Annotated in this window: 18 protein-coding genes, 1 other RNA gene and 1 pseudogene; 10 read left to right on the top strand and 10 right to left on the bottom strand. The window is 60.6% G+C overall.

Annotated elements, in window-relative coordinates; all coding sequences use genetic code 11:
* The first annotated feature begins 164 nt into the window (after positions 1-164).
* Positions 165-1,349, top strand: coding sequence for an FMN-dependent L-lactate dehydrogenase LldD (gene lldD, locus L2I46_RS01400; RefSeq protein WP_048297731.1), 1,185 nt, complete (start codon positions 165-167; stop codon positions 1,347-1,349).
* 49 nt (positions 1,350-1,398) lie between these two features.
* Here the strand turns inward: lldD and L2I46_RS01395 are convergent, their stop codons facing one another.
* The 4 genes from L2I46_RS01395 to L2I46_RS01380 form a co-directional block, all read right to left on the bottom strand.
* Entirely contained in the window at positions 1,399-4,500 is a 3,102-nt protein-coding gene (locus L2I46_RS01395) for an efflux RND transporter permease subunit (protein WP_236947480.1), read from the bottom strand.
* On the bottom strand, positions 4,497-5,606 hold the full coding sequence (locus tag L2I46_RS01390) for an efflux RND transporter periplasmic adaptor subunit (protein ID WP_236947479.1): 1,110 nt from the start codon (positions 5,604-5,606) through the stop codon (positions 4,497-4,499). Before L2I46_RS01390 ends, L2I46_RS01395 begins: the two co-directional genes overlap by 4 nt.
* A gap of 74 nt (positions 5,607-5,680) precedes the next feature.
* Positions 5,681-6,295: a TetR/AcrR family transcriptional regulator gene (locus L2I46_RS01385; RefSeq protein WP_272909633.1), complete on the bottom strand. Its 615-nt coding sequence runs from the start codon at positions 6,293-6,295 to the stop codon at positions 5,681-5,683.
* Between the two features lie 97 nt (positions 6,296-6,392).
* The gene (locus tag L2I46_RS01380; RefSeq protein ID WP_032453246.1) at positions 6,393-7,388 is read right to left on the bottom strand and encodes an NAD-dependent epimerase/dehydratase family protein; all 996 of its coding nucleotides are present in this window, start codon (positions 7,386-7,388) and stop codon (positions 6,393-6,395) included.
* Between the two features lie 96 nt (positions 7,389-7,484).
* On the opposite strand from L2I46_RS01380, the gene L2I46_RS01375 reads away from it, so the two are divergent.
* From L2I46_RS01375 to L2I46_RS01355, 5 genes are all read left to right on the top strand, one after another.
* Entirely contained in the window at positions 7,485-8,396 is a 912-nt protein-coding gene (locus L2I46_RS01375) for a LysR family transcriptional regulator (protein ID WP_023290091.1), read from the top strand.
* Between the two features lie 157 nt (positions 8,397-8,553).
* A complete protein-coding gene (locus L2I46_RS01370) occupies positions 8,554-9,552 on the top strand; it encodes an ABC transporter substrate-binding protein (protein WP_032453249.1) in 999 nt (332 codons plus the stop codon).
* Positions 9,552-10,589, top strand: coding sequence for a FecCD family ABC transporter permease (locus L2I46_RS01365; protein ID WP_032453250.1), 1,038 nt, complete (start codon positions 9,552-9,554; stop codon positions 10,587-10,589). The genes L2I46_RS01370 and L2I46_RS01365 overlap by 1 nt, the downstream gene beginning before the upstream one ends.
* Positions 10,589-11,350: an ABC transporter ATP-binding protein gene (locus L2I46_RS01360; protein WP_023290094.1), complete on the top strand. Its 762-nt coding sequence runs from the start codon at positions 10,589-10,591 to the stop codon at positions 11,348-11,350. Before L2I46_RS01365 ends, L2I46_RS01360 begins: the two co-directional genes overlap by 1 nt.
* An 11-nt stretch (positions 11,351-11,361) precedes the next feature.
* Complete coding sequence (locus L2I46_RS01355; protein WP_236947478.1) at positions 11,362-12,594, top strand: MFS transporter; 1,233 nt, start codon at positions 11,362-11,364, stop codon at positions 12,592-12,594.
* Between the two features lie 64 nt (positions 12,595-12,658).
* On the opposite strand, the gene L2I46_RS01350 is transcribed toward L2I46_RS01355, so the two are convergent.
* Positions 12,659-13,690: a methionine synthase gene (locus L2I46_RS01350; protein ID WP_023290096.1), complete on the bottom strand. Its 1,032-nt coding sequence runs from the start codon at positions 13,688-13,690 to the stop codon at positions 12,659-12,661.
* A gap of 23 nt (positions 13,691-13,713) precedes the next feature.
* Positions 13,714-14,694: a DUF1852 domain-containing protein gene (locus L2I46_RS01345; protein ID WP_032453251.1), complete on the bottom strand. Its 981-nt coding sequence runs from the start codon at positions 14,692-14,694 to the stop codon at positions 13,714-13,716.
* Positions 14,695-15,292: 598 nt separating this feature from the next.
* On the opposite strand from L2I46_RS01345, the gene L2I46_RS01340 reads away from it, so the two are divergent.
* Entirely contained in the window at positions 15,293-15,613 is a 321-nt protein-coding gene (locus L2I46_RS01340) for a hypothetical protein (RefSeq protein ID WP_101861727.1), read from the top strand.
* A 98-nt stretch (positions 15,614-15,711) separates the two neighbouring features.
* Here L2I46_RS01340 and L2I46_RS01335 read toward each other — a convergent pair whose 3' ends face one another.
* The 3 genes from L2I46_RS01335 to ydiJ form a co-directional block, all read right to left on the bottom strand.
* Positions 15,712-15,960: a GlsB/YeaQ/YmgE family stress response membrane protein gene (locus tag L2I46_RS01335; RefSeq protein ID WP_004203110.1), complete on the bottom strand. Its 249-nt coding sequence runs from the start codon at positions 15,958-15,960 to the stop codon at positions 15,712-15,714.
* Positions 15,961-16,162: 202 nt separating this feature from the next.
* Complete coding sequence (menI, locus tag L2I46_RS01330) at positions 16,163-16,573, bottom strand: 1,4-dihydroxy-2-naphthoyl-CoA hydrolase (RefSeq protein ID WP_023290099.1); 411 nt, start codon at positions 16,571-16,573, stop codon at positions 16,163-16,165.
* Positions 16,570-19,626 carry a D-2-hydroxyglutarate dehydrogenase YdiJ gene (gene ydiJ, locus L2I46_RS01325; RefSeq protein WP_236947526.1) on the bottom strand — a complete coding sequence of 1,019 codons (3,057 nt, stop codon included), beginning with the start codon at positions 19,624-19,626 and terminating at the stop codon, positions 16,570-16,572. Before ydiJ ends, menI begins: the two co-directional genes overlap by 4 nt.
* A gap of 218 nt (positions 19,627-19,844) precedes the next feature.
* Between ydiJ and ydiK the strand changes: the two genes are divergently transcribed.
* A complete protein-coding gene (gene ydiK / locus L2I46_RS01320) occupies positions 19,845-20,957 on the top strand; it encodes an AI-2E family transporter YdiK (RefSeq protein ID WP_023290101.1) in 1,113 nt (370 codons plus the stop codon).
* 189 nt (positions 20,958-21,146) lie between these two features.
* An RNA gene (gene rprA, locus L2I46_RS01315) (antisense sRNA RprA) lies at positions 21,147-21,254 on the top strand.
* 86 nt (positions 21,255-21,340) lie between these two features.
* Here the strand turns inward: rprA and ppsA are convergent.
* Positions 21,341-23,719: a phosphoenolpyruvate synthase gene (ppsA, locus tag L2I46_RS01310; RefSeq protein ID WP_004203115.1), complete on the bottom strand. Its 2,379-nt coding sequence runs from the start codon at positions 23,717-23,719 to the stop codon at positions 21,341-21,343.
* A 75-nt stretch (positions 23,720-23,794) separates the two neighbouring features.
* Here ppsA and L2I46_RS01305 point away from each other — a divergent pair.
* A pseudogene (locus L2I46_RS01305) lies at positions 23,795-23,911 on the top strand (hypothetical protein); the annotation flags it as partial.
* Positions 23,912-23,981: the final 70 nt, after the last annotated feature.

Below are 23,981 nucleotides of genomic sequence, written 5' to 3'. Positions count from 1 at the left end.
CCTGAGGCAAAAAAAAGAAATAACTCATTAAGCGACAAATCCAGATTATTCCATTAGGGAATGGCTGAGATGCTAATATTTCATTTCCCCAACGATTTTAAGAAGCCTATAGTTTTTTTGCCTGCAGAACATCCACTTAGGTTAAAAGACATAAGGATATAATTATGATTGTTTCAGCCCCCAGCGATTATCGCGAAGCCGCTCGTCGCCGTCTGCCCCGTTTCCTTTTTGACTATATTGACGGTGGCGCGGTGGCGGAAAATACCATGAACGCCAATGCCGCCGAGCTCGCCTCGGTCGCTCTTCGCCAGCGCGTGCTGTGCGGGGCGGGTGAACCGACGCTGGCCACCACCATCCTTGATGCCCCATGGGCGATGCCCGTGGCGCTGGGGCCGGTCGGCGCCACCGGCATGTATGCCCGCCGCGGCGAAGTCCAGGCGGCCCGCGCCGCCTCCCGCGCCGGGATCCCTTACACGCTGTCCACCGTGTCGGTCTGCTCCATTGAGGAGGTGGCGAGCCACGCCAGCGGCGCGCTCTGGTCCCAGCTGTACGTCCTGAAAGATCGCGGCTACATGCGTAACGCGCTGGAGCGCGCCTGGGCCGCCGGCATGAAAACCCTGGTATTCACTGTCGATATGCCGATCCCCGGCTCACGGTATCGGGACAACCGCTCAGGAATGTCCGGGCCGCACGCCACCTTGCGACAGTATCTTCAGGCCTGCACCCACCCGCGCTGGGCAATGAACGTCGGCCTGGCGGGCAGGCCTCTGTCGTTCGGTAATATCGAAGCCTATACCGGCCACAAAATGACCATGGACGACTATATGGGGTTTATCAGCAACAACTTCGACCCGTCCATCGCCTGGCACGATCTGGAGTGGATCCGCGACAGCTGGCCAGGAAAGCTGATCATCAAAGGGATCCTTGATGCCGAGGATGCGCGCAATGCCGTGCGGCTGGGCGCCGACGGCATTGTGGTCTCCAATCACGGCGGCAGACAGCTCGATGGCGCCATCCCCACCGCCCGAGCGCTGCCGCGGGTGGCGGAGGCGGTCGGCGACGATCTGACGGTCCTAGCCGACTCCGGAGTGCGCTCCGGCGTGGACGTTATTCGCCTGCTCGCCCTCGGCGCGAAGGGGGTCCTGCTTGGTCGGGCCTATATTTATGCCCTGGCCGCCGCGGGCGAAGCGGGCGTGGCGCACCTGCTGCGCTTATTTGCCGAGGATATGAAGGTCACCATGACCCTCACCGGCGCCACCTCCCCCTCGGCCATCAGCCTCGATTGCCTCGACCGGCTGGAAAAAGATCAACAGCGCAGCCGTGCGGTCCCGGTATCCTTATCTGCCTGACGCAGCCCGGGGCCGGGCCTGACCGCGTGCCTTGGCCCGGCAACCGAAATTACCCCTGCGGGTCCAGCGCCGGCCGTTGCGCTGCGTCAGCCGGGCGCTCCGGGCGGATGCGGAACCAGATCGCATACATGGCCGGCAGGAAGATAAGGGTCATGATGGTTCCCCCCAGCGTCCCGCCAATCAGCGTATAGGCGAGCGTCCCCCAGAAAACCGAATGCGTCAGCGGAATGAACGCCAGGATCGCCGCCAGCGCGGTCAGCAGAACCGGACGGGCTCGCTGCACCGTCGCCTCCACCACCGCGTGGAACGGATCGAGCCCCGCCTGCTGGTTATGGTGGATTTGACCAATCAGGATCAGCGTATTTCGCATCAGGATCCCCGACAGGGCGATCAGGCCCACAAGGGCATTGATGCCAAACGGCTGATTGAACAGCAGCAGCGTCGGCACCACGCCAATCAGCCCCAGCGGGGCGGTCAGGAAGACCATGACCATCGCCGACAGGGAGCGCACCTGCAGGATAATGATCAGCAGCGTGAGGGCGATCATGATCGGAAATAACGGCACCATCGCCCGGGTGGCTTTGCCGGACTCCTCGATTGACCCCGCCGTCTCGATGCGATACCCCGGCGGCAGGGAGTCGATAATGGGCTGCAGCGACGTCATCAGCGCGGTGGAGACATCCGGCGGCTGCAGGTTATCCGCGACATCGCCCCGGACGGTAATGGTCGGCGTGCGGTCGCGACGACGGAGCAGGGGTTCTTCCATCCTGATCTCGACTTCACCGATCTGCGACAAGGGAACTCGCTGCCCGTCGCTGCCCACCAGGGTGAAATCGGCGATTTTTGCCGGATCCAGACGGATATCCCCCGCCGCGCGGCCGATGACCTGCACGGCGCGAATATCTTCCCGGACGGTGGTGATGGGGATCCCTGACAGCAGGAACTGCAGCTGCCGGGCGACGGCCTGGGAGCTGAGCCCACTCGCCTGCAGCCGGTCCTGATTGAGGCTGAAATGCATCACCGGCACGCGCGAACCCCAGTCGCTATTGACGGTGCGCATCAGCGGACTGGCCTGCAGCACCGATTTCACCCGATCGGCGATGTCGCGCAGGGTATGCGGATCGGGCCCCATCACCCGCCAGGCGACCGGATACGGCGAATAAGGACCAAAAACCAGCTGCGTGACGCGCACCCGCGCCTGCGGCGCCAGGCCATTAGCCACCGCCTCCCGCAGCCGCAGCTTAAGCGCCTCGCGAGAGGCCGGACCGTCGGTCAATACCACCAGTTTGGCAAAGGAGGGGTCCGGCAACTCCGGGGCCATCGCCAGGTAAAAGCGCGGCGCGCCCTGGCCGATATAGCTGGTGACAATCTTCGCCTCCGGCTGCAGCTGCAGCCAGCGCTCAATATTCGCCGTCGCGGCGCTGGTCTGGATAATCGACGACCCGTAAGGCATCTGCACCTCAACCAGCACTTCCGGGCGATCGGAGGTGGGGAAAAACTGCTTTTTCACCACGCTCATTCCCAGTAACGCCACCATAAACAGCACCACCACCCCGGCGGCCACGCGCCATTTGCGGGCGATAACCCGGGTCAGCAGCCGGCGAAAGCCCTGATAGCGTGGGGTGTCATACAGCGCGGCGTGGCCCGCCGCCGCGGACTTCCTCTCCGGCAGCAGGTGCACGCCCAGCCAGGGGGTAAAAATCACCGCCACAATCCAGGAGGCAATCAGCGCGATACCGACGATCCAGAACACATTGCTGGCATACTCCCCGGCGGTGGATTGCGCAAACCCGTTGGGCATAAAGCCCACCGCCGTCACCAGGGTGCCGGCCAGCATCGGCGCCGCGGTATGGCTCCAGGCATAAGCCGAGGCTTTGAGGCGGTCGTACCCCTCCTCCATTTTGACCACCATCATTTCGATGGCGATAATGGCATCATCCACCAGCAGCCCCAGGGCGAGGATCAGCGACCCGAGGGTGATGCGGTCGAAGTTTTTGCCGGTGGCCGCCATCATCACAAACACTACGGCCAGGGTGAGCGGCACCGCCGCCGCGACCACCACCCCCACGCGCCACCCCATGCTGACAAAGCACACCGCCATCACCACCAGCAGGGCGACAAAGAATTTGATCATGAACTCATCGACCGCGGCGCTGATATTCACCGACTGATCGGTCACTTTCGTCAACGACATGCCGAGCGGCAGGCTCTGATTGATGCTGGCCGTTTCGGCGTCCAGCGCTTTCCCCAGCGCCAGGCCATTCCAGCCCTCGCGCATCACCACGCCGAGCAGCAGCGCCGGTTCGCCCTGATTGCGGATCAGGAAGGTGGCGGGATCTTCATACCCCCGCTCAACCGTGGCGACATCGGCGAGCTTCAGCGTTCTGCCCCCGGCAATTATCGGCGTGTCGCGGATCTGCTGCAGGCGGTCGAACGCCCCGTCGAGGCGGATAAAGATCTGCCCGCCGCGGGTCTCGATAGCCCCGGCCGCGGTCAGCACATTCTGATTGTTCAGCGCGGCAAAAATCGCCTCCGGCGAGAGCCCCAGGGTGGCAAGACGGTCATGAGAAAACGCGAGATAAATGCGCTCCGCCTGTTCGCCGAGAATATTCACTTTTTTCACCCCGGGAACATGCAGCAGCTGCTGGCGCAGGGCTTCGGCATCACGCACCAGCTGCCGGGGCGGCTCTCCCCGCGCCTTCAGCGCAAAAAGGGCAAAGGTGACATCGGCGAATTCGTCATTCATCATCGGACCGGAGACGCCGGCAGGCAGGTTTTTCGCCTCATCGCCCAGCTTCTTGCGCGCCTGATAAAACTGCTCCGGCACCTCGGAAGGCGGGGTCTGATCCTGCAGCGATAAGGTGATCAACGCCATCCCGGGGCGGGTATAGGTCTCGGTGCGATCGTACCACTTCAGCTCCTGGAGCCGTTTCTCCAGCGGCTCGGCGACCTGATCCTGCATCTCCAGCGCGGTGGCGCCCGGCCAGACGGTGATGACCGTCATTTGCTTGACCGTGAAGGGCGGATCTTCCGCCCGCCCGAGCCCGAAGAAGGCCACCAGCCCGGCAACCGAAATAAGGATAATCAAAAACAGGGTCACCGACCGCTCGCGGACGGCCAGCGCGGAGAGATTAAAACGTCCGTCGCTCATGGCTGGCTCCCGACGGCAGTATGCTCGCGTCGTTCCGCCAGCCGCACCGTCTCGCCCTGGTGCAGAAGATGGGCGCCCAGAGCGACGATCGGCTCCCCGGGCTTCAGCGGACCGGTCACTCGCGCCGTTTCATCATTCAGGCCGACCACCGTCACCGGTTGCCAGGAGACGGTGGCCGGGCGGGAGGCAACGCGCCAGACGCCAGGGCCGTTGCCCGGATCGTAGACCGACGCCAGGGGCACCTCCAGCACCTCGCCTGGCCCCTGGTCGTTGCCGATGCGCAGGGTTACGGTAGACCCCAGCGGGGCGTTCGCCAGCGCCCCGTTCAGCACATAGCGCGCTTCAAAGGTGCGGGTGGCGGCGTCAGCTGCGTCCGAAAGCAGGCGCAGGGTTGCGGTGACCGGCTGAGATTCGCTGCCATAGCGTGTCGCCAGCGCCTCGCTGCCGACCGCCGGGCGCAGCGTCTCCGGAAGCTGCACCCGCGCTTCGCGCTGCCCCGCCCGGGCCAGGCGGATCACCACCTGCCCGGCGCTGACCACCTGCCCCGGCTCGGCGAGCGTTTCCACCACCACGCCGTCAGCATCCGCCAGCAGTCCAGCATAGCCGGTGGCGTTTTGCGCCACGTTTGCCTGCGCCTGAGCCGCGCTGAGGTCGGCTCTCGCCGCCTCTGCCGCCGCGTTGATCTGATCGAACTCCGCCGCCGAGACGGCGCCGCTGGCCACCAGGCCGCGATAGCGGGCCAGATCGTTAGCCGCCTTTTTGGCTCGTGCCCGCGCGGCGTCGACCGCCCGCTGTTGGGACTGCGCCTGCAGGGCAAGATCAGCCGGATCCAGGCGCAACAGCAGTTGACCGCGCCGGACGCTCTGCCCTGTCTCTACCAGCCGTTCAAGGACTTTTCCCGCCACCCTGAAGCCGAGGTCGCTTTGGGTACGAGCCACCACCACGCCGGTAAAGGCTCGCGAGCTGGCCTCCGCGCGCTCGACGGTGGCCACCCGCACCAACGGCGGCTGCGTGCGGGGATCGTCATGGTCGGCAGGTTCGCCGCAGCCCGTGAGGGCCAACGGCAGGAGGCAGACGGCAAAATGGACGGCGTTGAGCCTGAGCATGGGTCACCTTAATGAAAAGACCGGTTGGTGAGCGCATTCTCAGACGAGTGACCAATAAAGTCAATAGTCACTAATCAGAGGGAGAGACTTCTCAGGATGAGGGAGGCAAGCAGCACCGCCGCGGTAGGCGCGGTGTCGAGATTGTATTGCAGCTGCACCGGGTTGATGAAAGGACACATCACCATATAGACCGCCAGGGTCGCCTCATCCAGCGGAGTTTTGCGCTCGAACTCGCCCGCCTGGCGGCCTTCGACAAGAATTTGACCAATCAGCTGCTGCAGATGACCGGCATACTGCTCCGTTGAGGGCCATTTATCGCGCGCCGCGACGGCGGCGATGTCGTACAGTTTGCGATCCTCGAAAAACAGTTCACTGCCGGCCTCGGTCAGCGCCCGGAAGAGGCGGCGCAGCTTTTCACTGGCGGAGGGGGCATCGGCGATGGCCTCGCTGACGGCCACCATGATCTTCTCCAGCCGGCTGGCGCAGATTGCCTCGCCAATCGCCTGCTTGGAGTCGAAAAACTTGTAGATATAGGCTTTGGAAAAGCCTATTGCTTTGGCGAGATCGGTGACCGTGGTCTTTTCATAGCCATAGCGACTAAAGTGCGCCATGGCCGCGTCAAGAATCTGGTCGCGAACGCTGTGGTCAAGGGGGCCACGGCTTGCTGGGTTGGGGGTATTTTTCGTCATCCGTTTAGCTTAATGCGATCGCTATCGTTTGACAACGAGTGACGTTATTATGATTTGGTCACAATAACGCCCCGATCTGATCCTCTCTCTCGCCGCGTTACGCCTCACGCGCCTCATTATTTATCGCGCCGGCGGGCAGACAGCCCAGGCCTTGCAGCGTCATATGTACGGCACGATCGAGCGGGGTATGCGGCTCCGCGCCTAAAAAGGCCACCAGCTTATCGTTGCGCAGGCGTACCGGCAGACGCCAGAGATAGTGCATCTCGACCATTTCGCGCAGGGTGGCGTTGAAGGGCGCCGCCAGCTTCACCAGCCACCAGGGAAAGGACTTCACTACCGCCCTGCCGCCATAGCGGGCGACCACCCGCTGGATCGCCTGGCTCATTTCGCTGCCGTCCGGGTCCCAGTGGCCCTGCATATGGAAGCGGGCAAACGGCTCAAGCTCATGCCTGCGGGCCAGCAGCGCGGCGATGGTGGCGGCGACGTCGGGCAGCCAGGCCCACTGATGCCCCACGCCGATCGCCCCCGGGCGGCGAATGACGCCGGGAAGCTGACCGGGCCTGATCAGCCCCTGGGAAAACCAGCTATTCCCGGCGCGCGGACCAAAAAAATCCCCCGCCCGGACAATCAACGCCCGGCCGCCGCGCTGCACATAATCCTCCAGCGCCTGCTCCATCTCCACCCGGATGGCGCCTTTGCGGGTCACCGGCTGTTGTGCGGCCTCTTCCGCAATCAGCGGAAAGGCATCCGGTCCATAGTTATAGACCGTGCCGGGCAGGACAACTAACGCCCGCTGCTGTTCGGCGGCCTGCAGGGTGTTGCGCAGCATAGGCAGTACCTGTTGCCGCCAGTGTCGGTAGCCCGGCGGATTGACCGCATGGACGATCACGTCGCAACCGGCAGCCGCCGCAGCCACCTGCCCGGCATCCAGCGCGTCGCCGGCTATCCACTGCATCCCCTCCTCGGGATCGCGCACCTGGGCGCCGCGCTTCAGCGCCCGAACCTGCCAGTTGTCCGCCGCCAGCCGGCGGGCCACTTCCCCGCCGATGCCCCCGCTTGCTCCCAGAATAAGGACCTTGCCGCTGCTGTTCATCGTCTTTCCCCGTTCGCTAATGGATGCTTGACAGCCTACCTGCGGCTCATATCAAATGAAATTGCATATCATCATCGAGCGGCTATACATTTTTGTATGAATACCTCTATTCCCTGGGAGTGGTACCGAACCTTTCTCGCCGTCCTGCAGGAAGGCTCTTTATCGGGCGCATCGCGCACTTTGAACATCACCCAGCCGACGGCGGGGCGCCATATCGCCGGGCTGGAAGCCGCCCTCGGCCAGGCCTTATTTACCCGTTCGCAGACCGGCCTGCTGGCGACCGACGCGGCGCTGGCGCTGCGGGTGCACGCCGAGGCGATGGCCAACACCGCCCGGGCGCTGGCACGCACGGCGGCCAACTTTAGTCGCGACAGAACCGATCTGCGTGGCGTGGTGCGCGTGGCCGCCAGCGAGGTGGTCGGCGCCGAGGTGCTGCCGCCGCTGATTGCCCGGCTCAGGCAGGCGTGCCCGAATATCGTCATCGAACTGATGCTCTCCAATCGGTTTCAGGATCTGCTTCACCGGGAGGCGGATATCGCGGTGCGGATGGTCGCTCCGCAGCAGGAGCAGCTTATCGCGCGGCGTCTCGGCAGGATCGAGCTCGGGCTGCATGCCGCCGATGCCTATCTGACCCGCCGGGGTCGGCCCGCTACGCCTGAGGAGCTTGACGGTCACGCGCTGATTGGTTTCGACAGCGCCACGCCCCTCGTTCGCCGGGCGCTTGAGCGCTACCCCCGTTTCCAGCGCGAGGCGTTCGCGATGCGCACCGATAGCGACCTCGCCCAGCTGAGCCTGATCCGCGCCGGGGCGGGGATCGGCATCTGCCAGGCGCCCCTTGCCGACGGCATCATTCCCCTGCGGCGAGTGCTGGCGGCCGACTTTTCTCTGTATCTCGAGACCTGGCTGGTGATGCATGAGGACCTGCGCCATAGCCCCGCCTGTAAGCGAGTATTTGATTTCCTCGCCGAGGGGTTGCAGGCGTATATTCGCGGCCCACTGGCGCGCTGAGTCACCCGCCTCGCGGGTAACTCCTTCCCTGCTGAAATAGTCACTCATTGACACTGTAAATACGGCATTGTATAAAACCCCGCCTCAATAATGAGTTTCATTTGCATTACTTCCATTTGCTGGTCATCCACTCGCCTGTTTACAAGGATAGCGTTTAATGAAGAAGGTCCTCTGCGCGTTAGGCTTGATGTTCACCGCCGTCAGTTCCGCGCTGGCAACAACCTACCCCCTGACGATTGAAAACTGTGGCTATCAGGAGACCTTCACCCGGCCGCCGGAGCGCGTGGTCGCGCTGGGGCAAAATACGGTCGAAATCCTGCTGCTGCTTGGGCTGCAAAAGCAGGTGGTGGCCAGCGCCTTCTGGCCGACCAGGGTATTACCGCAGCTGGCTGAGCAAAACGCGAAGATTAAAACCCTGACGGTGGAAATCCCGAGCCTGGAATCCGTACTGGCGCAAAATCCCGATTTCGTTCCCGCCCAGTTGCCGCTGCTGCTGGGGCCGGAAAGCAAAGTCGCCAAGCGTGAAGATCTCGCGACCGTCGGCGTGAACAGCTACGTGTCGCCGGGGATGTGCGCCACCAAAAAGGCTACCGGCGATATGTACGGCAGCCGGCAGAAGCTGTGGGACATGACCTGGCTGTATCAGGAAATTAGCGATTTTGCCCGCATTTTCAACGTGGAAGATCGTGGCCAGGCGCTGATCGCCGATTTCAAAAAACGTGAAGCCGACCTGCGTCAGGAGTTCGGTAAAAGCAAAAAAGATCTCTCCTTCGTCTTCTGGTTCTCCAGCGCCTCGCCGTCGGCCGATGCCTATGTCGGCGGCAAAAACAGCGCCTCCGGCTTTATCGCCAGCGTGCTGGGCGGACATAACGCCATTACCGCCGAGACCGAATGGCCCACGGTGAGCTGGGAGAGCATCATTGCCGCCAACCCGGACGTGATCGTGGTCTCAAGCCTGGATCGTAACCGCTGGGCGCTGGATAAGGCCGAGGAGAAGATCAAATTCCTCAAAAGCGATCCCGCCGTCAGCCAGCTGGAGGCAGTGAAAAAAGGCCATATCGTGGTGATGGACGGCCAGGCGATGAATCCGACCATCCGCACCCTCTACGGCGCGGAACAGGTGGGCGAACAGCTGAGAAAAATGGGGCTTAACTGATGAGCGTCGCCGTGCTTCAGACGCGCCGCAGCATGCTGCTCACCGGCTGGTGCGTCGTGGCAGTGTTCGTGCTGGCGCTGGTGATAGCGGTAGGCGTCAGCGTTGGCGAACTGCCCATCCCGCTGCACAACGTCTTTTACGCTATCAGCAATAAAACCGGCTTAACCGCGGTGCCTCTCAATCGTATCTACGAGAGCGTCATCTGGGATTTCCGCCTCAGCCGCGCCCTGGTCGCCGCCTGCTGCGGCGCCGGCCTGGCTATCTGCGGCGCCGTGCTGCAAAGCCTCCTGAAGAACGCCCTCGCGGAGCCCTACGTCCTCGGCGTCTCCGCCGGGGCCTCCACCGGCGCGGTATCAATCGTGGTGCTGGGCCTTGGCGCCGGGGCGATCTCCCTCTCCGCCGGGGCGTTTGCCGGAGCCTTCGCCGCCTTCGCCTTTGTCGCCTTTCTGACCAACGGCGCGCGCGGCGGCAATGAGCGCACCATCCTGGCGGGCGTCGCCGCCTCGCAGTTATTTAACGCCCTCACGGCCTACACCATCAGCACCTCCGCCAGCGCGCAGCAGGCGCGCGATGTGATGTTCTGGCTGCTGGGCAGCTTCAGCGGCGTCCGCTGGCCCGAATTCCAGCTGGTCCTGGTGGTGGTTCTTGCGGGCCTGGCGGTCTGCCTGTGGTATGCCCGGGCGCTGGACGCGTTCACCTTCGGCGACGATGCCGCCGCTTCGCTGGGCATTGCCGTGCCGCGCGTGCGCCTGATCCTCTTCACCACCGCGGCGGTGATCACCGCCACCATCGTCAGCATGGCCGGCTCGATCGGCTTTGTCGGCCTGGTGGTGCCCCACGTGATGCGCTTCTTCTTTGGCCCGCTGCACCGGACGTTGCTGATCGCCAGCGCGCTGGCGGGGGCGATCCTGATGGTGCTGGCGGACATTGCCTCGCGCCTGCTGATTGCCCCGCAAAGTCTGCCGGTCGGGGTGGTGACCGCTCTGGTTGGGGTGCCTTTCTTCGCCGTGATTATCTACCGCTCAAGGAATAAGTGATGAGTATTTGCGCTGAAAATATCACCTGGAAGGCAGGCAAAAAGGTCATCGTCAATACGGTCTCGCTGCGGGTGTCGCGCGGCGAAACGGTGGGACTGCTGGGGCCCAACGGCTGCGGCAAATCCTCTCTGCTGCGGGTTCTGGCGGGCCTGCGCCGCCCGGATGCGGGTCGCGTCACCCTCGACGGCCAGGACATCGCCAGGATGGCGAAAAAGCAGCTCGCCCGCCGGGTGGCGTTCGTCGAGCAACACGGCATGACCGAGGCCAATATGCGGGTGCGCGACGTCGTGCGCCTGGGGCGTATTCCGCATCACTCGCCGTTCTCAAACTGGAGCGCTCAGGATGACGAGGCGGTCACCGCCGCGCTGCAGCGGGTGGCGATGCTGGAGAAAAGCGACCAGGGATGGCTGAGCCTCTCCGGCGGCGAGCGGCAGCGGGTGCATATCGCCCGCGCCCTGGCGCAGAACCCAAGCGAGATCCTGCTGGATGAACCCACCAACCATCTGGATATTCACCATCAAATGCAGCTGATGCAGTTGATCAGCGAGCTGCCGGTGACCAGCATTGTGGCCATTCACGATCTTAATCATGCCGCGATGTTCTGCGATTCGCTGATCGTGATGCAGCAGGGGCAGATCCTCGCCAGCGGGACGCCGGAGGAGATTTTGTCCGAAGCGCTGCTGTGGGACGTTTTCCGGGTGAAAACCAAAATCGAGATCTCCCCGTACCACGGTAAAAAGCACATTCATTTCATCGTTTAGGTTTGGCGTATATGCCTCTCTTCTCCCTGCGCCCTGCGGCGACCCTCTGGCCTCCCGTTTTACTGGGAAGCCAGTTCGTTTTTAATATTGGCTTTTATGCGGTCGTCCCTTTCCTTGCCCTCTTCCTGCGCGACGAGATGCTGCTCTCCGGCGGGCTTATCGGCCTGATCCTCGGGCTGCGCACCTTCTCCCAGCAGGGCATGTTTATCATCGGCGGGACGCTGGCCGACCGCTATGGCGCTAAGGCGATCATCCTCGCCGGCTGCGTGGTTCGCGTCGCCGGCTATCTGCTGCTGGCGTGCGGCACAACGCTGGAGCCTATTATCCTCGGCGCCTGCCTGACCGGCGTCGGCGGAGCGCTGTTTTCTCCGTCGATCGAGGCCCTGCTGGCGCGGACCGGTACCCACAGCCAGTCCAACGGAAACCGCAGCCGCGCCGAGTGGTTTGCGCTGTTTGCGGTGTGCGGTGAACTGGGGGCGGTTATCGGCCCTGTGGCCGGAGGGCTGCTGAGCGGGATCGGCTTTCGGCATATCGCCCTCGCCGGCGCGGGGCTATTTCTTCTGGCGCTGCTGGTGCTCTTTTTCTGTCTGCCCGCCGACGGGCAGCGGACACAAACGCGCAGCCGGGTGCCGTGGTGGACCCCTTTGCGTCAGCCGCGCTTTGTCGCGTTTATTATCGCCTACAGCTCATGGCTGTTGAGCTATAACCAGCTGTACCTCGCCCTGCCGGTGGAGATCCAACGCGCCGGCGGCCGTGAGCAGGATCTGGCGCCGCTTTTTATGCTGGCCTCGCTATTGATTATTACCCTGCAGCTTCCTCTCGCCCGTTTCGCCCGACGTATTGGCGCCGTGCGCATTCTGCCGGTGGGCTTTCTGCTGCTGTCGGCTTCTTTTGTCAGCGTGGCGTTATTCGCCGCCTCGTCGCCCGCCGAAGGCTGGCTGCGATTATTGCCGTCGGCCTGCTTTGTCACGCTGCTCACCCTCGGCCAGATGCTGCTGGTGCCCTCAGCCAAGGACCTGATCCCGCTGTTCGCCGAGGAGTCGACGCTGGGCGCCCACTACGGGGCGCTCGCCACGGCGGGGGGTTGCGCGGTGTTAGCCGGGAATTTGCTGCTCGGCCATATGCTGGACCAGGCGCTCACCCCCTCGCCGCAGGCGGTCTATCCCTGGCTTCTGCTGGCGCTGTTTCCGTTGTGCAGCGCCGTGGCCCTGCGGGCGATCTGCCGCCCGCTGGCGGCAACCTGACGCTGAGCGGGTAACGGCCCGCTCAGGAAGTTAACCGGGAGAAGCGCACGGAGGCCAGCCCGCCTTATTGTGCCGCCAGCTCGCGGCGAACGATCTCGGCGCCGGCGCTTAAAGCGTGCAGTTTGCCGGTCGCGACCTGGCGCGGCAGCGGCGCCATACCGCAGTTGGTGGACGGATAGAGCTTGTCGGCATCGACGAACGCCAGCGCCTTGCGCAGGGTAGCGGCCACCTCTTCCGGGGTTTCGATAGCATGGCTGGCCACATCGATGGCTCCGACCATCACCTTTTTACCGCGGATCAGTTCCAGCAGATCCATCGGCACCCGCGAGTTGTGGCACTCGAGAGAGATAATATCGAGGGACGATTTCTGCAGCTGTGGGAAGGCCTCCTCATACTGACGCCACTCAGAGCCCAACGTTTTTTTCCAGTCGGTATTGGCCTTGATGCCGTAGCCGTAGCAGATATGCACCGCCGTCTCGCACTTCAGCCCTTCGGTGGCTCGTTCCAGCGCGGCGATCCCCCAGTCGTTCACCTCATCGAAGAAGACGTTGAAGGCCGGCTCATCGAACTGAATAATATCGACCCCGGCGGCCTCTAACTCTTTCGCTTCCTGATTGAGGATTTTGGCGAACTCCCAAGCCAGCTTTTCCCGGCTTTTATAGTGGTTGTCATACAGCGTGTCGATCATGGTCATTGGGCCCGGCAGCGCCCATTTAATCGGCTGACTGGTGAGCTGACGCAGATAGCGCGCGTCCTCAACGAAGACCGGTTTCTGGCGCTCCACGGCGCCCACCACGGTTGGAACACTGGCCTCATAGCGGTTACGAATTTTCACGATCTCGCGTTTGGCAAAATCAACGCCGCTGAGGTGCTCAATAAAGGTGGTGACAAAGTGCTGCCGCGTTTGCTCGCCGTCGCTGACAATATCGATCCCGGCCCGCAGCTGGTCGTCGAGGGACAAACGCAGGGCGTCGCGCTTGCCGGCCAGTAATTCTTCGCTGGACAGTTTCCAGGGCGACCACAAGGTCTCTGGCTGCGCCAGCCAGGAAGGTTTCGGTAAACTGCCGGCGGTCGATGTCGGAAGCCATGTTTTCATAATCAGTAGCCTTTTATTTTGGTTTAGCAAAGCGCGAAGTTAGCAGACCATTGCTCAAGCAACGTCTTGTGCGGGTTGATAAAATGTTGTTGTGTAAATTTACCCTGCTCTATCGCCAACAGGCTGCGCTCTTCCCGGTCATAAACAATTTTGGTTACGGAATGATCCAGGTGATTGAGATTGGGCTGATAGTATTGCCCCGCCGCAGAATTCGCGTTGTAGATCTCCGGTCGGTATATTTTCTGAAACGTCTCCATCGTGCTGATGGTCGCGATCAGCTCCAGGCTGGTGTAATCGCTGAGCAGATCGCCGGAAAAATAGAAGGCCAACGGCGCGACGCTATGTTTTGGCATAAAATAGCGCACCTGCAGCCCCATTTTGCTGAAATAGCGCTCGGTCAGCGAGACGCCTTCCTGGGCATATTCAATGCCGAGGACCGGATGTTCGTTGCCAGTGCGACGGTAAACATCTTTGCTGGATACGCTCAGGCAAATCACCGGCGCCTTGCTGAAGCTGGTCTTATAGGCGCTGGACTGCACGAAATCCTTAAAGATATTGCCGTGCAGCTCGCCAAAGTTTTCGGGCACGCTGAAGCGGTTCTGGTCTTTATTATGCTCCAGCAGCAGCACGCTAAAATCATAATCCCGCACATACGAAGAGAAGTTATTGCCGACGATACCGGCATGGCGCTCACCGGTTTTTTTATCGACAATATGCGTTTGCAGGATCTCTATCACCGGAAAACTGGCGGCATCCTGAGCAATATTCATCTCGACAGAAATAATATCCAGTTCCACCGCATAGCGATCGTTGTAGGGATTATCCCAGTGCGCCAGGGTATTAAACCGGTTATTCATCATGATTAACGTATTGCGCAGATTGTCCTGACGGCTCTCCCCTCTGGCCAAATTGGCAAAGTTGGTGGTAATACGCGTATTTTCCGCAGGGTTATAATTTTCATCAAACCGGCTGCGCTTAATCGTATAGGTAAATTCGTTATTCATGGCGATTGTCCATCCTGGTGTCGGGCATAAAGCGGAATAAGCGGAGTATTTTCCACAGGCGACGCAGAGTCAGACCTGGCGCGCTTCAACCGGTAAATGTTGTTGATTCGTTAATGGGTCTATTTTTGCCAGAGTCGGTGATGGAGGGAAAGCGACTTAAATTCATTGCAACATGAGCTATCCTCATGTTGCTCCGCTAAGCGCCAGGTGTGCTCGAGGTATCGTCATGATGCCATGGTCAGGGGCGGCAGTTCAGGCCACGTCAGGCTAATAAACGTTTGTGGTGTGAATGTATGCCAGGGTACAATCTTTAACCACTATAATACGTGCTTTAACATAGCCGTCGTACCCGTTTAGCTGGAGCTTTTGTCGTACAGAATGATTGTTGATATCAGTATTATGTCGATGTGCATGGCCGTGCTGCTGATTATGAGCGTACTGCTGAATTAAGAGGCTCCCGAACACAATGACACCCGCTCTCATCTGACCTTCACATTCGCGAGGAATAAAGGAGATTCAGAGGATTCGCGCCGCACGGGATTGTCCCGCCTGCCGCCGCCCTCTACTCTTTTGGTACTTGTTAATCGAGGAATACCAGATGAAAAAAGCTCTCCTTGCCCTGTTCGCTATCGCCGCCGTGGCCACCGCCAGCGCGTTTGCCGCCGATAAAACCGACGCCCCGACGCCCGTTGTCGACAACGGCGGTCGTCCTCCGCTGGAGATGGGTCATGGCCCCCAACCGCCGTTCCCGCCACCGTTTCCGCCGCGCAAGCCGGTGCTGTTTTCAGCAACGGTCGCGACCGATACGCCGGCGGAAACCATTAACAAACTGACCGCCCTGATCCCCACCGGTCAGGCGAAGCACTACGAAGTTCACGTTGAGGTGGTGCCGGTTGCGGAGGATGCCGACGGGAAATAGCCCTGGCGTGGGCGCTTTGCATGAGTCCTGCGATAATAAAAAAGCTGCCGCTTATCGCGGCAGCTTTTGTTAGCTTGAATAAAACAGAATGCAGAAAATTAGCTGCGCACTTTACGGTAGATAAACAGCACGACCAGCGCACCGATTACCGCCACCACGAAGCTGCCGAAATTAAACCCGTCGACTTTGCCAAAACCAAAGAAGGTACTGATCCAGCCGCCGACCACGGCGCCGATGATCCCCAGAATAATGGTTACAATAAACCCGCCGCCGTCTTTCCCCGGCATAATCCACTTGGCTAAAATACCGGCAATAAGTCCAAAAATGATCCAGGAAAGAATACCCATGGTTAACCGTCCTCTTGTTACCTTTAAGCATTTCGTATTGAAAAGAGTAGCATATATAACGAGATTGGATCGGTAATAATCTATTTATTAGATAATTTCTTGCCGCCGCGCGGTAGCGCTGCTGGCCTCATGTTTCGCGCTGGCGGCCCCGCCCCGCTTATTCCCCTGAAAAAAGGGAGGCTATTCGCCTCCCGGTCATGACTTATATTACCGCGGTGGTTAGCCGTGATGAACAGCATAATCGCGACTGTTCGTCGAAGATTTCAATTTGCCAGACCTGGTGGCGAGTCCCGACGTGCAGCGCTTTGCACACGCCCCGCACCCGGCCCCCGCGCGCCGAACGAATGTGGTTGGCGTTAACCTCCAGCCCCACCACCTTCTGTTCGCCTTCGCTGCACAGATAACCCGCCACCGACCCCAGCGTCTCCGCCAGCACCACCGACGCCCCGCCGTGCAGCAGGCCAAACGGCTGCTGTGTACGGCCATCCACCGGCATGGTGGCCTCCAGCGTATCGTCGGTAAAGGTCTCAAAGCGAATATCCAACAGCCCTACCATGTTTCCCTCACCGAGCCGGTTGAGCTGCTCCAGCGTGGCCTGACGTTTCCAAATCATCCGATTATCTCCAGTAACGCCTGCAGCGGATGGCGAACGCCGCTGCCTTCAATGCGCTTCACCTGGCTGCGGCAGGAGTAGCCCGTCACCAGACAGCGGTTACGCGGCAGCCGCTGCATCGCCTGCTGCCAGGAGAGCGCGTAAATGGCCAGCGAGTTGGCATGGTTTTTCACTTCATGACCATAGGTGCCTGCCATCCCGCAGCACCCGACGCTGACGTTTTCCAGCTTCGCGCCGAAGTGGGCAAAAATCTCTGCCCACTGCTTCGTCGCCGCCGGCAGCGCGGTCACTTCCGTACAGTGACCGAACAGGTACCAGGGCTCGCCGCCCGGATCGGGACGGTCGTCGGCGGTCAGGACCTTCGGCAACCACTCATGGACTAACAGCACCTGAAAATCGCCGCGCTTGTCGCCAAGCGTTTGCTTGTATTCATCGCGGTAGCAGAGCACCAGCGCCGGATCGACGCCGACCAGCGGCATACCCAGCTGCGCCACGCGGTTAAGGAAGTCTGCCGTTTTCTGCGCGGTGCGCGCGAAGCGGGTCAGGAATCCTTTAATATGCTGCGCCTTGCCGTTCGGCGAGAACGGCAGCAGCACCGGCTGATAGCCTAAGGCCTCAACCAGACGGATAAAGTCAGCCACCACCTGGGCGTCGTAATAGCTGGTAAAGGGATCCTGTACCACCAGCACCATCTTCGCTTTCTGCTCGGCGCTCAGCGCTTCGAGCTGCTCAAGGGTCATGTTGGCGGAGCGGTGGCCGGCCATCTGCTGCTTCAGCGACGGCGCCGAGAGCAGCGGCAGATCGACCATCCCGATATGCTTCTCCGACAGCTTTTTCAGCCACGGCTGGTTCATGAAGAAGTTAAAAGTCTTCGGCGCCTGGGCCATCAGCGGCGCATAGGATTCCACCGACGCCACCAGATGATCGCGCACCGGCCGCAGATAGCGGCTGTGGTACAGCTGCAGGAAGCGTGAGCGGAACTCCGGGACATCGATTTTGATCGGGCACTGGGTCGAACAGGCTTTGCAGGCCAGACAGCCGGACATCGCCTCTTTGACCTCGTGCGAGAAATCATATTCCCCTTTGCGCGCATGCCAGCTGTTGCGCGTGCGCGCCACCAGCGAGCGCAGGCTAACGCCCTGCTCCGGCAGCGCCTTCTCCAGCTGATTGGGGTCGACGCCGCGATCCGCCAGCAGACGCAGCCATTCGCGGACCAGCGTCGCCCGCCCTTTCGGCGAGTGGATGCGCTGGTTGCTCACCTTCATCGACGGACACATCGGGCTTTTTACGTCAAAGTTGAAGCACAGCCCGTTGCCATTACACTCCATCGCCCCGCGCCAGGCGCTGCGCACCGCGATAGGGATCTGCCGATCCCAGGTGCCGCGCTTCACCGCGTCGACTTTCATCATCGGCGCGTCAATCCCTTCCGGCGGACAAATTTTCCCCGGGTTCAGGCGGTTATCCGGATCGAAGACCGCTTTGATCTTCCGCAGCTCGCCGTACAGCGCCTCGCCAAAGAATGCCGGGCTGTACTCGGCGCGGAAGCCTTTGCCATGTTCCCCCCACAGCAGACCGCCATATTTCGCCGTCAGCGCTACCACATCGTCGGAGATCTGCTTCATCAGCACCTCCTGCTGCGGATCGCACATGTCCAGCGCCGGGCGCACGTGCAGCACCCCGGCGTCGACGTGGCCAAACATGCCGTAGCTCAGGCCGTGGCTGTCGAGCAGCGCGCGAAACTCCACGATATAATCCGCCAGGTGTTCGGGCGGGACGCAGGTATCCTCGGCAAAGGGGATCGGCTTGGCGGCGCCTTTGGCATTGCCCAACAGGCCTACCGCCTTCTTGCGCATGGCGTAGATGCGCTCCACGCCATCAAGATCGTGACAGACCTGCCAGCCGATGACCCCCGCCTCGCTGCGGGCCATCAGCTCGTCCAGACGCTGGCACAGCGTGGTGACCTGCTGGTCAATCAGCGCCGCGTCATCCCCGGCGAATTCGACGATATTGAGCCCGAGCATCTCTTTATCCGGTACGTCGGTGATCAGTTCGTTCACCGAGTGCCAGACGATATCCTCGCGCGCCAGATTGAGGACTTTAGAGTCGACGGTCTCCACCGACAGGGCCTTGGCCTCCACCATAAAGGGCGCATTTCGCAGCGCAGAGTCAAAGGAGTCATATTTGACGTTGACCAGCCGGCGTACCTTCGGCAGGCGGGTAATATCCAGCCGCGCTTCGGTGATAAACGCCAACGTCCCTTCCGAACCGGTTAAAATACGGGTCAGGTCGAACTCGCTCATCTCATCGTTAAAGACGTGGCGCAGATCGTATCCGGTGAGGAAGCGGTTGAGTTTGGGAAACTTATCAATGATTAGCTCGCGCTGCGCCTTGCAGCGCTGGTAGACCGTGTTGTAAATCCGCCCTATCGTCGAGGGCGTATTGCCAAGCGTCTCCGCCAGCGCCACCGGCACCGCCTGGGTATCGAGGATATCCCCGCCCATCAGCACCGCCCGCAGGCCAAGCACGTGATCCGACGTTTTACCATACACCAGCGATCCCTGACCGGAGGCGTCGGTGTTTATCATCCCGCCCAGGGTGGCGCGGTTGCTGGTGGAGAGCTCAGGCGCAAAGAAGTAACCATAGGGTTTAAGAAACTGGTTCAGCTGATCTTTGATGACTCCGGCTTCGACGCGCACCCAACCCTCTTCGGGGTTGATTTCGATAATGCGATTCATATAGCGGGACATATCGACGATAATTCCGCCATTCAGCGCCTGGCCGTTGGTGCCGGTGCCGCCGCCGCGCGGGGTGAAGATCAGCGATTTAAAGCGTGGTTCGGCGGCGACCCGCGCCAGTAACGCTACGTCTGCCGTGGAACGTGGAAACAGGACCGCATCCGGCAACAGCTGATAGACGCTGTTGTCGGTGGCCATCGTCAGCCTGTCGGCATAGCTGGTGGCGGTATCGCCGGTAAAACCCTGTTGCTCCAGTACCTGCAAAAAATTCAGCACCAGTTGAACTACCCCTGGCGCCTGAGAAATTTGTGGGATCATCACACTTGACCCTGCCTGACTATGTTGTGTTTGAAAATATTGTGTTGGTGCTAACTAAACGTTTGCGTAGCGCATTCAACTTTTTATCACATTTTTTTCATATGCGCCCACGTGTTTTCTGTGCAAAATCAGCCCGGCAAAATTATTGATATTATTATCAGTACATGGATTTACGCGGCGCCAGCTTTTTGGCGCGACTGGAAAGGTAAAAATTCTCTATGATTAACCCCCATCAGCCTCGGGACATACCGCAAATACTGCTGTCGGTGCTGTTCCTGGCCCTGATTATCATATCCTGCCTGTGGGTTGTGCAGCCGTTTATTCTGTCCTTCGCCTGGGCCGGCACCGTGGTGATCGCCACCTGGCCGGTGCTGCTGCGTCTGCAGCGCGTGCTGTTCGGCAAACGGATGCTGGCGGTGCTGGCGATGACCCTGCTGCTGTTTTTGCTATTCGTGATTCCTATCGCTCTGCTGGTCAACAGCCTGGTGGATAACAGCGTTCCGCTGATCAAACTCATCAGCAGCGGAAATGTGACGCTGCCGGATTTCGCCTGGCTCAACAGCGTGCCGCTGGTCGGCGATAAGCTCTACGCCGCCTGGCATGGCCTGCTGGATATGGGCGGCTCGGCGATTATGGCCAAGGTTCGCCCCTACATTGGCACCACCACGAGCTGGTTTGTCGGTCAGGCGGCGCACATCGGCAAGCTGCTGGTCTACTGCGGCCTGATGCTGTTATTCAGCGCGCTGCTTTACTGGCGCGGCGAGCAGGTAGCCTACGGTTTTCGCTATTTCGCCACGCGCCTGGCGGCTAAACGCGGTGACGCCGCCGTGCTGCTGGCCGGCCAGGCCGTGCGCGCCGTGGCGCTGGGCGTGGTGGTGACGGCCCTCACTCAGGCGGTGCTGGGCGGGATCGGCCTTGCCATCTCCGGCGTGCCCTACGCCGCCCTGCTGACCGTGGTGATGATCTTTACCTGTCTGGTCCAGCTCGGGCCTTTGCTGGTTCTGGTGCCGTCGATTATCTGGCTTTACTGGAGCGGGGACACCACCTGGGGCACCGTGCTGCTGGTGTGGAGCTGCGTGGTCGGCACCATGGACAACGTTATCCGTCCGGTGCTTATCCGTATGGGCGCCGACCTGCCGATGATCCTCATTCTTACCGGCGTCATTGGCGGCCTGATCGCCTTCGGCATGATCGGCCTGTTTATCGGTCCGGTGCTCCTGGCCGTCTCCTGGCGCCTGTATGACGCCTGGGTGCACGAAGTGCCGCCGCCGCCGAAAGACCCCGATGTCGTGCTCGAAGAGCTCAGCGAGCTGGAGGCCGGGCGCAAGTAATGCCCTGTCAGGCGGGGGGACCCGCCTGTCTCCCCCCTGGACAATTGTTAAGCAAAATTTATTGATTGGCGGCAAAACGCCAGCCTTGTACGCCCCTCACCCACTTTTACCCTCCCGGTCCTTCACAACAATTTAACTATTGAGAGGAATCTGATCGACGGCAAAGGCCCCGCTGCCTACTATTAGCTCACGGTTATAAATCAACACCTTGATTTATAAGCATGGAAATCCCCTGAGTGAAACAACGAATTGCTGTGTGTAGTCTTTGCCCATCTCCCACGATGGGCTTTTTTTTGTCCTGCGCATCGCGACGCCGGGCGGCCTGACACCGGCAAAAAAAATCCCCGGCATCGCTGCCGGGGATCTGTACTGTCAGGGCGAACCTATTTATTCAGTTCCGCCAGACCTAACCAGGTTTGCACCACGGTATCCGGGTTGAGGGACAGGCTATCAATCCCCTCCTCCATCAGCCAGGCGGCGAAATCTTCATGGTCAGACGGCCCCTGGCCGCAGATGCCGACGTATTTACCCTGCTGCTTCGCCGCGCGGATCGCCATCGACAGCAGCGCTTTCACCGCGTCGTTGCGTTCATCAAACAGCTCAGAGACCACGCCGGAGTCGCGGTCCAGACCGAGCGCCAGCTGGGTCATGTCATTTGAGCCGATGGAGAAGCCGTCGAAGTACTCGAGGAACTGCTCGGCCAGCAACGCGTTCGACGGGATCTCGCACATCATGATGATCTTCAGCCCGTTCTCGCCGCGCTTCAGCCCCTGACGCTCCAGCTCTTCGACCACCGCTTTCGCCTGGGCGACGGTACGGACGAACGGCACCATCACTTCGACGTTGGTCAGCCCCATGTCGTTACGCACGCGCTTCATCGCTTCACATTCCAGCGCGAAGCAGTCGCGGAAGCTTTCGGAAACGTAGCGTCCGGCGCCGCGGAAGCCGAGCATTGGGTTCTCTTCTTCCGGCTCATAGCGCTCGCCGCCCACCAGGTTGGCGTATTCGTTCGACTTGAAGTCAGAGAGGCGCACAATCACCCGTTTCGGATAGAACGCGGCGCCAAGGGTGGCGATCCCTTCGGTCAGGCGGCCAACGTAGAACTCTCTCGGCGAATCGTAGCCTTTCATCAGCTCGCGGATTTCGTTCTGCAGGCCCGGCTCCTGGTCGTCAAACTCCAGCAGCGCGCGCGGGTGAACGCCAATCATGCGGTTGATGATAAATTCCAGCCGCGCCAGACCCACGCCTTCGTTCGGCAGGCAGGCGAAGTCGAAGGCGCGATCCGGGTTGCCGACGTTCATCATCACCTTCAGCGGCAGATCCGGCATGTCGCCGACGCTGGAGCTCTTGACGCTGAAATCCAGCAGCTCGGCGTAGACATAGCCGGTGTCGCCTTCGGCGCAGGAGACGGTCACGTTCTGGTTTTCCTGAATGCGATCGGTGGCATCGCCGCAGCCGACCACCGCCGGAATACCCAGCTCACGAGCGATGATCGCCGCGTGGCAGGTACGTCCGCCGCGGTTGGTGACGATCGCCGAGGCTTTCTTCATGATCGGTTCCCAGTCCGGGTCGGTCATATCGGTAACCAGCACATCGCCTGGCTCAATGCGGTTCATCTCGCTGATATCGTGGATCACCTTCACCGGACCGGCGCCAATGCGGTGGCCGATGGCGCGCCCTTCGGCGATGATCTGCCCCTGAGCGTGGAGGGTATAACGCTCCATCACCTGGCCGCGGGAACGCACGGTTTCCGGACGCGCCTGGACGATAAACAGCTTACCGGTGTGGCCATCTTTCGCCCACTCGATATCCATCGGACGGCCGTAGTGCTTCTCGATCTGCACCGCCTGCTTCGCCAGCTCCTGCACCTCCTCGTTGGTTAACGAGAAGATATCGCGCTGCGCCTGCGGCACATCTTCGATACGTACCTGCTTGCCGTGCTCCTGAGTCGGCGCGTAAACCATGCGGATCTTTTTCGACCCCATGGTGCGGCGCACGATCGCCGGGCGGCCAGCGGCCAGCGTCGGTTTGTGGACGTAGAATTCGTCCGGGTTCACCGCGCCCTGCACCACCATCTCGCCCAACCCCCACGCCGAGGTGATAAACACCACCTGGTCAAAGCCGGATTCGGTATCGATGGAGAACATGACGCCGGAGGAGGCCAGATCGGAGCGGACCATCCTCTGCACCCCGGCGGAGAGCGCCACGCCGCGGTGATCGTAACCCTGATGCACGCGATAGGAGATCGCGCGATCGTTAAACAGTGAAGCAAACACGTGCTTCACGGCAACGAGCACGGCGTCAAAGCCCTGCACGTTGAGGAATGTCTCTTGCTGCCCGGCGAAGGAGGCGTCCGGCATATCTTCCGCGGTGGCGGAAGAGCGCACGGCGAATGAGGCCTCGGCGTCATCGGCGGACAGCAGGTCATAAGCATCGCGAATCGCGTTTTCCAGTTCGCTCTGGAAGGGGGTATCGATGATCCACTGTCGGATCTGCGCGCCCGCTTTCGCTAATGCGGAAACGTCGTCAATGTCGGTTTCATCCAGCAGCGCATAAATGCGCTGGTTAACACCGCTTTGGTCCAGGAACTGATTGAAAGCATCAGCGGTGGTGGCAAACCCGTTAGGTACGGACACACCCATACCGGACAGATTCGTAATCATTTCACCAAGGGAGGCATTTTTGCCCCCAACTCTGTCTACATCATTCATGCCGAGTTGGTTATACCAAAGCACCAGCGGTGACGAGCCATTGTTGGACATCGAGACAATCCTTTTGTGATTTAATACCAGTGAAAAAAATTTCACGATCGACTGCAAGATTATCCTGACATATTTATGGTGCTGAAAAAAACGGTGAATCGTTCAAGCAAATTATTTTTTCTTTTTTCGGACTGTTCCCCCGATATAGATAACTCAATGATTTTTAGGAATTATGACAAAAAACGCTGGAAATTACGGCAAAAAAAAGAAAATGAACCACCCTTTTCATAAAAAACAAAAATAGTGTTTCAATTTTAAGAAG

The sequence above is a fragment of the Klebsiella sp. 2019SCSN059 genome (assembly GCF_021739525.1).
GTDB classification, from domain to species: domain Bacteria; phylum Pseudomonadota; class Gammaproteobacteria; order Enterobacterales; family Enterobacteriaceae; genus Klebsiella; species Klebsiella quasipneumoniae.
This window is presented reverse-complemented; position numbering and strand designations above follow the sequence as displayed.